The following is a 14,305-nucleotide window of genomic DNA, read 5'->3' on the forward strand; positions in this document are numbered from 1 at the left end:
GAAGCCACCGCGCCTGCACCGACATGATCAGCACCATCCGAAGCAACCGCTCCGGCGCCGACATGATCCGATCCATCGGACGCCAACGCCTGCGGTTGTGCTGCCCAGACATTGGGCACCACCACGGTCGCCGCGACCGCCAGAAGCACGCCTGACAAGAGCTTGTGTTTCATAGTTTTCTCCATGACCCGGCAGCCACGAAGCGATAAGGCATCGTCCGCCGCGTATTGGCTGGCGCCACGACTCATTTGGCTGGGGTCAGTCTGGTTGGCGAAAGGCACAGGCACACCGTCAAGCGTGCGGGTGTCGACAGAATCATGATCGAACTGATTGAGTATAGATCGCGATAGCGAGGCGGTACGGCGGGGGGATCGACGGGCGTTAGGCGCTTATCTTCCTGCCCGTTTTGCGCAAAGCTCAAATCAGTCTAAGAACTCTGATTCAAGTCGACGAGCCTTTGCTAGTCTCAAAGATGTAGGCGAAGACGCAGACTGATGCGCAATCGGATAGCAAGGGGGCGTGGGGCGCGCTCCGAAAGGTACACGGTTAGAAAGATCTCCGCGCTGAGATCCAGCCCTTATGCCGTGTGAAGCAGCCGAGGCACTAACTTTCAATTTGACCCGGTACTGTGGGAAGCCCGATAAACCTTGTAAGCCAGAGACCAGCACTGGCCGCCTGCTCGAACACCAAAGCCCGCTTCGTGCGGGCTTTGTCGTTCCTGCAAGGTCAGATCGATTGCAGCGCCTGCGCCAGATCGGCGCGCAGGTCTTCAACGTCCTCGACGCCCACCGACAGCCGCACCAGACCGTCGCCAATCCCCAGTTTCGCCCGGGTATCAGCCGGAATGGTCGCATGGGTCATGATCGCCGGGTGTTCGATCAGGCTTTCCACGCCGCCCAGACTTTCCGCCAGTGCGAAGATCTTCACGTTCTCGAGAAAACGCCGAGCACCGTCAAGGTCACTGTTCAGGTCCACGGAAATCATCCCGCCGAAACCACGCATCTGGCGCTTGGCCAACTCATGCTGCGGGTGCGACTCAAGGCCCGGATAGTAGACGCGTTTGACCTGCGGCTGCTGTTCCAGCCACTGCGCCAGATCCAGTGCGTTGCTGCAATGACGCTCCATGCGCAGCGCCAGAGTCTTCACCCCGCGCAGAGTCAGGAACGCATCGAACGGCCCGGCAATCGCACCGACCGCGTTCTGCAAGAAGCCCAGTTTCTCGGCCAGTTCTTGGTTCTGGCCGACCACGGCGATACCGCCGATCACGTCGGAGTGACCGTTCAGGTATTTGGTGGTCGAGTGCAGCACGATGTCGAAACCCAACTCCAGCGGCCGCTGGATGTACGGGCTGGCAAAGGTGTTGTCGGCCACGCTGATGATCCCGCGAGCGCGGCAGATACGGGCGATAGCGGCGAGGTCCGACAGGCTCAGCAGCGGGTTGGTCGGTGACTCGACAATCACCAGGCGTGTGTCGTCTTGCAACGCCGCTTCGAACGCCGCCAGGTCAGTCAGATCGACGTAGCTGAAACGGTGTCCGGCACTGCGCTGACGGACCTTGTCGAACAGGCGGAACGTGCCGCCGTACAAGTCATTGCCGGAGATCACGTGCGAACCGGCATCGATCAGTTCGAGCACCGTGGAAATCGTCGCCAGCCCGGAGGCGAACGCGAACGCCTGGGTGCCGCCTTCAAGGTCCGCCACGCAACGCTCCAGGGCAAAACGCGTCGGGTTGTGCGAGCGGCCGTAATCGAAACCCTTGTGCACGCCGGGGCTGTCTTGCAGGTAGGTGGAGTTGGCGTAGATCGGCGGCATCAGCGCGCCGGTGGTCGGGTCCGGCGTCTGCCCGGCGTGGATCACCCGGGTCGCGAAGCCTTGGGATTTATCGTCGTGCTGACTCATGCGAGGGATCTCCGTAATTGGTTGAGCATGTCGGTGCGGGTGATCAGACCATGGAAGCCCGATGCATCGGCAATGATGGCGACGAGGCCACGGCTGAGCACCGCTTCCAGCTCGGCAAGGCTGGCGCCGGGCGCGAGGGTTTGCAGTTTGTCGGTCATCACGCTGGACACCGATTGGCTGAAGCGGGCGGCGTCTTCGTGCACTGGCAGGAGGATGTCGGATTCGTCGATCACACCGACCAGTTGTTTGCCTTCCACCAGCACTGGCAATTGCGAGACATCGGCCAGACGCATGCGCTGGAACGCGGTGAGCAAGGTGTCGTCAGGGCCGACGCTGATCACGCGGCCGTCCTCGAAACGCCGGGCGATCAGGTCGCGCAAGTCGCCGTAGCCCTTGCGCTGCAACAGGCCCTGATCGGTCATCCACTGGTCGTTGTAGACCTTCGACAGGTAGCGCGTGCCGGTGTCGCAGACGAAGCTGACCACGCGTTTCGGCTCGGTCTGTTCGCGGCAATAACGCAGCGCCGCAGCGAGTAGAGTGCCGGTCGACGAGCCGCCGAGAATGCCTTCGGCCTTGAGCAACTGACGGGCGTGAGCGAAGCTTTCTTCATCGCTGATCGAATAGGCGTGACGCACGCTGGAGAGATCGGTGATCGACGGAATGAAGTCCTCGCCGATGCCTTCCACCGCCCATGAACCGGGCGTCGGCAGGGAGCCGTCGCGGCTGTATTGCGCCATCACCGAGCCGACCGGGTCGGCCAGGACCATTTCCAGATCCGGTTGCACACGTTTGAAGAAGCGGCTCAGGCCGGTCAGCGTGCCGGCCGAACCGACACCGACGACGATGGCATCCAGATCATGTTCGGTCTGCGCCCAGATTTCCGGCGCGGTGCTGCATTCGTGGGCCAGCGGGTTGGCCGGGTTGTTGAACTGGTCGGCGAAGAATGCGCCGGGAATGTCTTTCGCCAAACGGGCGGCGACGTCCTGGTAATACTCGGGATGGCCCTTGCCGACATCGGAACGAGTGATGTGCACCTCGGCGCCCATGGCCTTCAAGTGCAGGACTTTCTCGGTGGACATTTTGTCTGGCACCACCAGCACCACGCGATAACCTTTGGCGCGGCCAACCAATGCCAGGCCCAGACCGGTGTTACCGGCGGTGGCTTCGACGATGGTGCCACCGGGTTGCAGGCGACCATCACGTTCGGCGGCGTCGATCATCGCCAGGCCGATGCGGTCCTTGATCGAACCACCGGGGTTCTGCGATTCGAGTTTGAGAAACAGCGTGCAAGGCCCAGTGTCGAAGCGGGTGACTTGCACAAGCGGAGTATTGCCGATCAGCCCAAGTACGGCAGGGCGTGATTCCTTAGACATTTCTTCACCTCTTGGTGGTGTTGATCGCGTTCCAATCGCGGGGAAAAGACTCGCGTGCAACATAGGCTCAGACATCAGCTGTCGCAACCTTTAGTCGGTCGCCAATTCAGCCATTTCGATCTAACGATAGATCGAAATCAAAGACCTGCCGGGGCGGGTTTGAGTGCGTTTACACAGAGGCGTCATCGAGTTTTCAAAGGGCGTCGTTACGCTCACCAATCGCTTGATCTGTGAAGAAATTTCCTGCTGCGAAAACGGTTTGGCGTTTTTGCCAATGCACAAGTCAGAAGTGTTTTCAGCGACGATTTGATCATGAGGGAAACTCGTGTTGATCAAGATTAAAATGAGTTTGTCTCACTAGAGGCCGATGCCGACAATGGCCGCCATCAACAAGACATTGGAGTTGTTTGTTATGGCACTGGCCCATTCCCTTGGATTTCCGCGCATCGGTCGCGACCGCGAACTGAAGAAAGCGCAAGAGGCGTTCTGGAAAGGAGAACTGAACGAGGCAGGCCTGCGTGCCGTCGGTCGCGAGCTGCGCGAGGCCCACTGGGACTTGCAGAAAAGCGCCGGCATCGAGCTGCTACCGGTCGGCGATTTCGCCTGGTATGACCAGGTCCTGACGCATTCGCTGATGTTCGGCGTCATCCCCGAGCGCTTCCGTCCGCATGACGGCAAAGCCAATCTGCAGACCCTGTTCGCCATGGCCCGTGGCGTCAGCGACAGTTGCTGCGGCGGGGCGCACGCCCAGGAAATGACCAAGTGGTTCGACACCAACTACCACTACCTGGTCCCGGAATTCAGCGCGGATCAACAGTTCCAGTTGGGCTGGGAGCAGTTGTTCGAAGAGGTCGAAGAAGCACGCGCACTGGGCCATAACGTCAAACCGGTGATCATCGGCCCGCTGACGTATCTGTGGCTGGGCAAGGCCAAAGGTGCCGAATTCGACAAGCTGGAATTGCTCGATCGTTTGCTGCCACTGTACGGGCAGATCTTCGCGCGCCTCGCTGCCCAAGGCGTCGAGTGGGTGCAGATCGACGAGCCGATTCTGGTGCTCGACCTGCCGCAGGAATGGAAGAACGCTTTCGAGCGTGCCTATAACCAGATCCAGCGCGATCCGCTGAAAAAACTGCTCGCTACTTACTTTGGTGGTCTGGAAGAGAATCTTGGTCTGGCGGCGAACCTGCCGGTCGACGGTTTGCACATCGATCTGGTGCGCGCACCGGAGCAATACCCGACCATTCTTGATCGCTTGCCGGCTTATAAAGTGTTGTCCCTGGGCGTGGTCAACGGCCGTAATGTCTGGCGCTGCGATCTGGAAAATGCCCTGGCGACGTTGCAGCATGCCCATGAGCGTCTGGGCGATCGGCTGTGGGTCGCGCCGTCCTGCTCGTTGCTGCACAGCCCGGTGGATCTGGGCCGTGAAGACAAGCTCGATGCCGAATTGAAAAGCTGGCTGGCCTTCGCTGTGCAGAAGTGCGAAGAAGTCGCGGTGCTGGCTCAAGCGGTCAACGAACCTGAAGCGCCGAAAGTGCTGCGCGCATTGACTGAAAGCCGCGCGGTGCAGGCTGCCCGCGCTGCGTCGCCGCGCATTCACAAGCCTGCGGTGCAAGCGCGTGTTGCAGCGATCACTGCCAAGGACAGCCAGCGTCAATCGCTGTTCGCCCAGCGCATTGCCAAGCAACGCGCGGGGCTGGATCTGCCGCTGTTCCCGACTACGACGATCGGCTCGTTCCCGCAAACCGCGTCGATTCGCCTCGCTCGTCAGTCGTTCAAACAGGGCAAGCTGACCGAAGCCGAATACACCGAAGCCATGCACAGCGAGATCCGCCATGCGGTGGAAATCCAGGAGCGTCTGGGCCTCGACGTGCTGGTACACGGTGAAGCCGAGCGCAACGACATGGTCGAATACTTCGCCGAGCAACTGGACGGCTATGTGTTCAGCCGTTTCGGCTGGGTACAAAGTTACGGTTCGCGCTGCGTGAAACCGGCGGTGATCTTCGGCGACCTCAGCCGTCCCAAAGCCATGACTGTCGAGTGGATCCGCTACGCTCAAGGCCTCACCGACAAAGTCATGAAAGGCATGCTGACCGGCCCGGTGACCATGCTGATGTGGTCGTTCCCGCGTGAAGACGTCAGCCGTGAAGTGCAGGCGCGGCAACTGGCGCTGGCGATCCGCGATGAAGTGGTGGATCTGGAAGCCGCTGGCATCAAGATCGTGCAGATCGACGAAGCCGCGTTCCGTGAAGGTTTGCCGTTGCGTCAGGCGCAGTGGCAGCAGTATCTGGACTGGGCGACTGAGGTGTTCCGCTTGTGCGCCTCCGGTGTGCGCGACGAAACGCAGATCCACACGCACATGTGCTACAGCGAGTTCAACGATGTGATCGAGTCCATCGCCGCCATGGATGCCGACGTGATCACCATCGAAACCTCGCGTTCGGACATGGAGTTGCTGGATGCCTTCGAAGCCTTCGCTTACCCGAACGACATCGGCCCGGGCGTCTACGACATCCACTCGCCACGCATTCCGGATGCTTCGGAAATGGCTAATCTGCTGCGCAAGGCGGCCAAGCGGATTCCGGCAGAACGGCTGTGGGTCAACCCGGATTGCGGTTTGAAAACCCGTGGCTGGCCGGAAACGGAAGCGGCGCTGGTGCACATGGTCACCGCCGCCCGCCAACTGCGCAAAGAACTGGCCTGACACCTACAGCTGGAATACACACAATCCCCTGTAGGAGTGAGCCTGCTCGCGATGGCGTCGCATCAGTCACTAATGAGTTGACTGACTCACCGCTATCGCGAGCAGGCTCACTCCTACAAGGGTTGTGTATGAAGTTCAGAATCGGGGATTTCCTTGGCATCGCCGGGAGGCTGTTGCTACTGTGCCCAGCCGCAGTTCAGGTGTTTGCCGCTACATGAGTGATCAACCCGTAATCCAGGCCGTGTCCGACGCAGACATTCCTGAAGTTCTTGATTTTGTTCTAAAGGCCCGTGCCGAGCTTTTCCCCAAGCTCAGCACGACCGGCATGCCCGACGATCTGGCGCGGTTCACCGAGGTTTATCTGCGTGGGGCAGGGCGCTTTCTGATCGCTCGCCACGAAGGGCAGATCGTTGCCTCCATCGGCTATCTCGCCTACGACCGGCGCTTCCTGCACTTGCCCTATCCGGACCTTAAAGTGGTGGAAATCGTCCGGCTGTTCGTCCTGCCATCGCAGCGCCGCTCAGGGCTGGCCGGTGCGTTGTACCGATCACTCAAAGACCTGGCACTCGCCGACGGAGTCGAGGTGATCTACCTGCACACCCATCCGTTTCTGCCGGGCGCCATCGCGTTCTGGCAGCGGCAGGGTTTCGAGATTATTGACGTCGACGCTGACCCGGTCTGGCAGACCACTCACATGCACAGCGTCATGAGTGAAATCGAAGAATCTGCGCCCCATCAAACGGGTCCGTCAGATAGTGCGCCCTGACCCCGAACGTCTCCTGTAACCGCTGCGGTGTCAGCACCTCCAGCGGCTTGCCCAACGCCACCAGCCGCCCGCGTTCCAGCACCGCCAGACGATCACATTTCAATGCCTGATTGAGATCATGCAGCGCAATCAGCGTGGTCACCGGCAACGCCTGCACCACGTTGAGAATGGTCAGTTGATGCTGAATGTCGAGGTGATTGGCCGGCTCATCCAACAGTAGAATTTGCGGTCGCTGTGCCAATGCCCGAGCGATGTGCACCCGTTGCCGTTCACCCCCCGACAAGCTGCGCCAGAGACGGGTGCGCAGGTGCATCGCGTCAACGTCGGTGAGCGCCTGCTGGACAATAGCGTCGTCCGCCGCCGACCACGGTTGCAGCGCCGACAGCCAGGGCGTGCGCCCCAACGCAACGGCGTCGAACACACGAATGCCGTCGTCGGTGTCGGCCTGTTGTTCGACCACCGCAAGCTTTTGCGCAATGCTGCGCCGGGCCATTTTGCCGAGGCGCTGACCTTCGAGCAGCACCTCGCCAGCGCTCGGTTCGCGCAACCCCGCCAGCAACTTCAACAGGGTGGATTTGCCCGAGCCATTCGGCCCAACGATGCCGAGGGTTTCGCCACGCTGAACCTCAAGGCTGACACTGTTGAGCAACTCGGCGCCGCGCACTCTGAAGCTCAGACCAGAACAACCCAAAACACTGCTCATCGTGCGGACCTGCGGCCAACCAGAATCAAGGCAAACACCGGCGCCCCGACCAGTGCGGTAATCACCCCGACCGGAATCACCTGGCCCTTGATCAGCGTGCGCGACAACACGTCAGCGGCAATCAGAAACACCGCGCCACCCAATGCACTGGCCGGCAGCAATCGCGCGTGACCGGTGCCAAGCAACAGCCGCGCCGCATGGGGAATCACCAGCCCGACAAAACCGATCGAACCGACAATCGACACCATCACCGCCGTCACCAGCGCCGCACAACCAATCAGCAGAATTTGCACGCGTCGCACCGGAATGCCAAGGGATGCCGCCGAATCCGCGCCAAAGGTAAACGCATCCAGCGCCCTCCGATGCCATAGACACACAATCAACCCCAACACGGCCACCGGCACCGCCAGCCACACCGATGGCCAGCGCACGCCGCCCAGATTGCCCAACAGCCAGAACATGATCCCGCGTGCCTGTTCAGAGCTGGCCGAGCGGGTGATCAAAAACGCCGTCAGTGCATTGAACAGTTGCGAGCCGGCGATCCCGGCAAGAATGATCTGTCCGGTACCGCTGGCCGAACCGCTGACCCGCGCCAGCACAATCACCAGCACAAACGCCGTGACTGCGCCGGCAAATGCGCCGACTGACAACGAGATGATCCCGGCGCCAACGCCGAGCAACGCCACCATCACCGCACCGGTCGAGGCGCCAGCAGAAATCCCCAGCAGATACGGGTCGGCCAACGGGTTGCGCAGCAGCGATTGCAGAATCACTCCGCACGTTGCCAGACCGGCACCGCAGGCGGCCGCGACCAGTGCGCGGGTCAGGCGATAGTTCCAGACGATGCCTTCGTCGATAGGATCGAGCGCGTACCCGGCGCCCCACAATTTATTCGCCAGCACTTGCACGACCACGCCCGGTTCAATCGACGTCTCACCAATGGCCACGCCAGCAACCACTGCAATCAACAGCGTCGCCAGGGCCAGTAACGTGCGGATCAGGCTGGCATTCATTGCGACAGGTCATAGCCGTTGATGGCCGTGGCCAGTTGCTCGATGCCGTCGAACATGCGCAGGCTCGCCTGCATGGCCATGGCGTCAAGAATGATGATGCGGTTGTGTTTCACCGCGTCCATGTTGCGCGTCACCGGATCGCTGCGCAGGAAGGCGAGTTTCTTTTCATAGTCGTCGGCAGGGAAGCGCCGACGATCCATCCGCGCGATCACAAGGAAAGTCGGATTGGCCTTGGCGATGGTTTCCCAGCCGACCGTTGGCCACTCTTCATCGGACTGCACGACGTTGCGCACGCCTAGGGTGCTGAGCATGAAATCGGGAATGCCTTTGTGCCCGGCCACGAATGGCTCGATGTCCATTTGTGCGCTGGAGAACCAGACCAGCGCGCTGGCGTCCTTGAGTTGTTTGCCTTGGGCTGTGGCAATCGATTTGGCGAGACTGGCCTTGAGTTCGTCGTTGAGCTGCTGGCCGCGCTCCTGCACATCGAAGATCTGCGCCAGTTGGCTCACGCTTTTGTAAATCGTGTCGATGCGGAACGGCGCCAGCCGCGTGCCGTCGGCGCCAACCAGGTTGTCCTTGGCTTCGCAATCGGAGGGCAGCAGATACGTTGGAATCTTCAGCTCATGAAACTGTTCGCGAGTGCCCACCGCACCTTGCGGGCCGACCATCCATTCCAGCTCCACGGCGACCAGTTCCGGGCGCTTGCCGATCACCGATTCGAAGCTCGGCTCGTTGTCAGCCAGACGCTCGATCTTGTCGTCCTGCGCTTTGTATTTGGCCAGCACATTGTTGAACCACAACGAGGTGCCGACGACTTTGTCGCTCAGGCCCATGGCGTAGAGCATTTCCGTGCCGGCCTGGCCGATGGTCACCGTGCGCGTCGGGGCGTGCTGGAAGGTCAGGCTGCTGCCGCAGTTTTCGACCGTCAGTGGATAGACAGTCGGGGCCGCCTGCGCCATGGCGCCAAGGGTCAGGCCGGTGATGAGGGTGGCGATGCGGGGCAGCAGCATGGGGCAGTCTCCGAGGGAACCGTACGGGGAGCGGGAGAGTACGGATCGGAAACACATCGTCGAACGCAGTCAGGGCAACAGCGCAAGGCCGGGCAGTAAACAAAGACGCACGCGGCACGATGTCCTTCCCGGACACCCCGCCGGTTAGTAGTCACTGTGCCGGCAGGTCTCCTGACTGATGCGTCATCGCCTGGCTCCGGCCTTCCCGGGATTCACCCAGTGGCAGTCGTGGAGCAGGCTCGGCACCTACAGTTGCGGGGGCAGTTCCGATCGATGCAGTGCAAGCACCTCGGATTCCCTATTAGTCCCCTTCGGGAACCGGCGGCGGCATGGTAGTCGATCAAGCCGCTGAAGGGGAGACGAATCTGTCGCGACGAGGATCAGTGTTGGCTCATCAAACCGTGCAACACGCCTAAACGCAGGCCCGGTTCGGAGGGCAGCATCTGCGCGATGCCGAACACTTTGAATGCCGCGAGCATCAACACCAGACCACCGGGCAGAATGCTCTGGCGATGAGGTTGCAGCCCGGCCAGTTTCAGTTGCTGGACGTTGTTCACCTTCAGCAGAAGCAACGACAGGCGCAGTAGCCCGCCGTAGGTGATGCCGTCCTGACCGAAGTCATTCAGGTGGTTGGCCTTGAGCACTTTGGCCAGCATGCGCGCAGTGCCGGAAGAACCGATAGTCTGCTGCCAGCCCTGAGCACGGTAGCGCCGGGCAACTCTTTCAAACAGCAGAATGGCGAAGCGTTCGGCTTCCTGCAGCGCTCCGGCGGACAGATCACCGCCGCGAAAGAAGCGCGTGCTCAAGGTGCCGCTGCCGATGGCGATGCTTTCGGTGAGCAACGGTTGCGAGCCTTGGCCGAGGATCAGCTCGGTGGAGCCGCCGCCGATGTCGACCACCAGGCGCAGGTCTTCAGCGCTCGGCAAAGCGTGCGTAACGCCGGCATAGACCAGCCGCGCTTCTTCATGGCCGCAAATGACGTCAATGGGAAAGCCCAGATGCCGTTCGGCACTGGCCAGAAACAGCTGCGCATTATCAGCCTCGCGCACTGCGCTGGTTGCCACCGCACGTACCCGGCCGGCCTCGAAACCGCGCAGCTTTTTGCCGAATCGCGCCAATGCCTGCCAGCCGCGATCGAGCGCCAAGGCGTCCAGCGCGCCGCCATCAAAGCCTTCGGCAAGACGCACCGGTTCACGCAGGGTTTTCACTTCCTGAATCTGCAGGCCCTTTCGACTGCGCACCGACTGGCCGATCATCAGGCGAAAGGCATTCGAACCCAGGTCGATGGCGGCAAACAGCGAGGCGTCGTCTTTCATGGGAGTCCTTGCAAAAACTTTCGCCCGAAGGTTCAAGACGGTTTGCGAGGATTCTGCCGTGATCTTGATGACATCCTGATGACGGGGCAGCGGCGGTTCAGTGAATTTGCGGCTGTCATGACACTGTCATTATCCGGCGTCTATGCTGAAGCCAATACATCGCGTGTTCTTAAAGTTTTTGCTGCCGGTTTTGGCAGCTTTTTTTTGCCCGCGATTTGAGCGAGCCACTGATCGTTCCCACGCTCCTGCGTGGGAATGCAGCCCGTGACGCTCTGCGTCACTGGACGCGGAGCGTCCCTAGAGGCATTCCCACGCAGAGCGTGGGAACGATCAGGTTTCAGCAGGACTGCGGGGTTTCGCCCCGGGACAAGCGCGCATTGATGTCGTCGATCACCTCGGGCAGCTCGGCGATGGTGTCGATCAGATAATGCGGGCGCGAGGGCGCGAACATCTTGCCGATCCGCGCACGTTCTTCAGCCAGTCGATCCGACGGCAACGCCTTGTATTGCTCATAGCTCAGGCCCAGTGCGTTGCCGGAACAGGTCAGCGCCACCGTCCACATGCCGGCGCTGCGACCTTCAAGAATCCCCGGCCAGGTGTCGTCGACCTTGACGCACGCCGCCACGTCGTCAATGCCCAGGGCAATCACGTTAGCCAGCGCCTGCGCCGGATGCGGCCGGCCATTCGGCACTTCATCGGTGGCCACGACATGATCGGCGACGTAGCCATTTTCCCGCGCCAGTTCAACGACCTTGGCCATCACCACCGCCGGATAACCCGAGCAAGAACCGATTTTCAGACCCTTGTCGCGCAACGTCGCAATCGCCTCAAGGGCGCCCGGAATCAGCGCCGAATGCAGGGCGATTTTCTCGATCTGCAACGGCATGAAGCGCTCGTAGATTGCCGTGACATCGTCGTCACTCGGCAAGCGATCAAACGCTGCACGATAGCGTTCAGCGATCTGCGGCAGGTTACACAGCGTGCGAATGTGATCCCACTTGCCCATGCCCATCGGGCCGCGCGCTTCTTCCAGCGATACCGCGACGCCAAACTCGGCAAAGGCTTCGACGAAAATCTGCGTCGGCGCAAACGAGCCGAAATCAACAACGGTGCCAGCCCAGTCGAGGATGGCAGCTTGCAGGTGAGTCGGGTTTTTGTACTGCATGGTCAAATCTCCGTTTTCGGGTAAGCGTGGGCCGTCCCTCGGCAATGAGGTAGGCGGTTTCAAGGTTCGATTTTGCTGATCAGGTCAGCGGTGGATTCGAATCAAACAGTTCGGCAATCACCGGTCGGTTCCTGCGGATGCCGAGGCAGCACAGGTGGTATTCGATAAAGAACGGGTGGTCGACAAAGGTGATCGGTGTGGTGCCCGGGGTTTCGGCGTACTCGACGGCCGAGACAAACCCGATGCCGATGCCTTTGACGATCGCGTGCACGATGGCTTCGCGGCTGTTGAGTTGCATGACGCGGTTGAGGTCGATGTCGAGGCGCTTGCAGCTTTCTTCCACCAGTTGCCGGGTGCGCGCACTTTGCTCGCGCATTACCCATTTCTCGCGGCTGATTTCGCTGATGTGAACCTGCGCCTGACTGGCCCACGGATGGTCATCGCGGACCACGGCGATGATCGGATAACGGTGATACAGCCGCGTATGGAAGCGCTCATCGAATTCCGACAAGGCCAGAATTGCCACGTCGATATCGAAGTTGAACAACCGCGCCAAGGTGTCCTTTTCCGAGGAAAACGAGGTTTCCAGTTCGATATCCGGGTGGCGCTGCATCAGCTCATAGGTCAGGTTCATGGCAATCGGCGGCGACACCGCGCCGATGCGCAACATGCCGTTTTTACGTTGTTTGAAACTCTGCAGCAGTTGCACCGCTTCGTCTTCCTGGCCGAACAGACCTTGAGTGATTGCGTAAAGCTTGTGCCCGGCAGCGCTCATCTCGATGTAGCGGCCGCGACGATGGAACAGCTCCACCGAGAAGGTTTTCTCCAGCGCATTGACCTGCTCGCTGACGGTCGGCTGGCCGACGCTGAGGTACTCCGCCGCGAGGGTGAAGCTGCCGGTTTTCGCCACCGCATGAAACGAACGCAACCACTTGTGATACTGATACATGCAAGCCCCGTCAGCGTCGAATGAACAATGCCACTGCCGCGCTGCACAGGCAGGCGCTGGTGACCACTATGAAGATGAGAGACGTGTTTGCCGTGGTGTCAAGCAAACGACCGATCATCGGCTCGGCCAGTCCGGCGAACAGGTAGGACGAGAAGTTCATGATCCCGGTCGCGGTGCCGGCTCGTTTGGCGCCAACCAGATCCGGGCACAGCGCCCAGAAACTCGAGGCCGGGCCGTAGACGAAGAAGCCACAAAGGAACAGCGCGACCAGGCCGATCACGCTGTGCGGCGGCAGGCTCCACATCCACAGACTGGTCGCGGCGCCGAGGAACATATAAAGCATGATTGCCAGATAGCGCTTGGAGCCGAACAGCTTGTCCGACACCCAGCCGTTGCTCAACGCGCCGACCGCCATGCCGACGGGGAGGGCGACGGTGATCCATTTCGGATCGATCATGCCGTCACCGCTTTTCCAGTCGGCGCCGAGAAAGTGCACCGGCACCCAGACGATCAAGCCGTAGCGCGCCGCGTTCTGAAAGCCCAGTGACAGCGCGGCGATCAGCAGGCGCGGATTCTTCAACACGGCTTTATAGCGTTGCGCCGAGGTCTCGACTTCGCCATGCGCGGCTTCCTGATGTTTGTCGTCAGCGTTGGCCACGCCAGTATCGCCCACCGGTTCGAAGCCCAGATCCTGCGGGCGTTCGCGGGCAACCAGATAGAAAATGATCCCGCCGGCGAGCATCAGCAGTACCGGCAAACGGAAGATCCAGCGCCATTCCAGTTGCAGCACTTCGAGCACGACGATGGAGGTGACGTACGACAGAATCGACGCGCAACCGGCGGCGAAGGTGTAAAAACCATAGACCTTGCCGCGTTCGCCGGCCGCCCACCAATTGGCAATCAGCCGCCCGCCCGGCGCCCAGCCTAAGGCCTGAAAGTAGCCGTTGACGCCCCACGGCAGGATCAGACTGGTGAAACCGCCGGCAAAACTGGTCACCCAGTTCGCCGCGCAGGACAGCACTGCGCCGAGAGTCATGATGCGCCGGCCACCGAATTTATCGGCGAGGTTGCCGTTGATCGCCTGACCAATCGCGTAGGCCCACAGCATCGCCGCAGAAGCCCAGCCGAGAGTTTCTTTGCTCAAACCGAACTCGGCCTGAATGCCCGGAATGGCAAAACCGAAGGTCTGCCGTCCGGTGTAGAAAAACAGGTAACAGAACATCGCCGCCAGCAGCATGCGCCACTGCGCGACCCGGAACGAGGCAGAACGTACGGCGAGACCAGGCATTGTTTCGGCACGATTCATGATCTTTTCCTTATTGTTGTCGGTTCCCGCCGGGTGTCGTCGGCGGGTGCACTCTTTTTCGGTGCGGCAGGAAATCACCGCGGCTGCATGCCGCTGGCGGTGCT

At 60.8% G+C, this 14,305-nt stretch carries 11 protein-coding genes and 1 riboswitch; of the genes, 2 read left to right on the forward strand and 9 right to left on the reverse strand.

Features of this window, described 5'->3' with window-relative positions:
- Positions 1–726: 726 nt before the first annotated feature.
- Both FGA82_RS21650 and FGA82_RS21655 read right to left on the reverse strand, forming a co-directional pair.
- Positions 727–1,899: a cystathionine gamma-synthase gene (locus FGA82_RS21650; RefSeq protein WP_141128681.1), complete on the reverse strand. Its 1,173-nt coding sequence runs from the start codon at positions 1,897–1,899 to the stop codon at positions 727–729.
- Positions 1,896–3,272, reverse strand: coding sequence for a pyridoxal-phosphate dependent enzyme (locus tag FGA82_RS21655; RefSeq protein WP_141128682.1), 1,377 nt, complete (start codon positions 3,270–3,272; stop codon positions 1,896–1,898). The genes FGA82_RS21650 and FGA82_RS21655 overlap by 4 nt, the downstream gene beginning before the upstream one ends.
- Positions 3,273–3,684: 412 nt before the next feature.
- Between FGA82_RS21655 and metE the strand changes: the two genes are divergently transcribed.
- A complete protein-coding gene (gene metE, locus FGA82_RS21660; RefSeq protein WP_141128706.1) occupies positions 3,685–5,973 on the forward strand; it encodes a 5-methyltetrahydropteroyltriglutamate--homocysteine S-methyltransferase in 2,289 nt (762 codons plus the stop codon).
- Positions 5,974–6,187: 214 nt separating this feature from the next.
- Entirely contained in the window at positions 6,188–6,739 is a 552-nt protein-coding gene (locus FGA82_RS21665; RefSeq protein WP_171057328.1) for a GNAT family N-acetyltransferase, read from the forward strand.
- Here the strand turns inward: FGA82_RS21665 and FGA82_RS21670 are convergent.
- The 7 genes from FGA82_RS21670 to FGA82_RS21700 all read right to left on the reverse strand — a co-directional run bounded on the left by FGA82_RS21670 (position 6,678) and on the right by FGA82_RS21700 (position 14,201).
- Positions 6,678–7,442 carry an ABC transporter ATP-binding protein gene (locus FGA82_RS21670; protein ID WP_141128684.1) on the reverse strand — a complete coding sequence of 255 codons (765 nt, stop codon included), beginning with the start codon at positions 7,440–7,442 and terminating at the stop codon, positions 6,678–6,680. The two genes, FGA82_RS21665 and FGA82_RS21670, sit on opposite strands and share 62 nt — an antisense overlap.
- Entirely contained in the window at positions 7,439–8,443 is a 1,005-nt protein-coding gene (locus tag FGA82_RS21675) for a FecCD family ABC transporter permease (protein WP_171057329.1), read from the reverse strand. Before FGA82_RS21675 ends, FGA82_RS21670 begins: the two co-directional genes overlap by 4 nt.
- Positions 8,444–8,451: 8 nt before the next feature.
- Entirely contained in the window at positions 8,452–9,465 is a 1,014-nt protein-coding gene (locus FGA82_RS21680; protein WP_141128686.1) for an ABC transporter substrate-binding protein, read from the reverse strand.
- Between the two features lie 144 nt (positions 9,466–9,609).
- Positions 9,610–9,803: riboswitch (cobalamin riboswitch) on the reverse strand.
- Positions 9,804–9,845: 42 nt separating this feature from the next.
- Entirely contained in the window at positions 9,846–10,781 is a 936-nt protein-coding gene (locus FGA82_RS21685; protein ID WP_141128687.1) for a Ppx/GppA family phosphatase, read from the reverse strand.
- Between the two features lie 337 nt (positions 10,782–11,118).
- Complete coding sequence (gene phnX, locus FGA82_RS21690; protein ID WP_141128688.1) at positions 11,119–11,946, reverse strand: phosphonoacetaldehyde hydrolase; 828 nt, start codon at positions 11,944–11,946, stop codon at positions 11,119–11,121.
- Between the two features lie 79 nt (positions 11,947–12,025).
- On the reverse strand, positions 12,026–12,895 hold the full coding sequence (locus tag FGA82_RS21695) for a LysR substrate-binding domain-containing protein (protein WP_141128689.1): 870 nt from the start codon (positions 12,893–12,895) through the stop codon (positions 12,026–12,028).
- 10 nt (positions 12,896–12,905) lie between these two features.
- Positions 12,906–14,201, reverse strand: a complete 1,296-nt coding sequence (locus tag FGA82_RS21700) for an MFS transporter (RefSeq protein ID WP_064119874.1) — start codon at positions 14,199–14,201, stop codon at positions 12,906–12,908.
- Positions 14,202–14,305 lie beyond the last annotated feature (104 nt).

The sequence above is a fragment of the Pseudomonas fluorescens genome (assembly GCF_005938625.1).
GTDB classification, from domain to species: Bacteria; Pseudomonadota; Gammaproteobacteria; order Pseudomonadales; family Pseudomonadaceae; genus Aquipseudomonas; species Aquipseudomonas fluorescens_BD.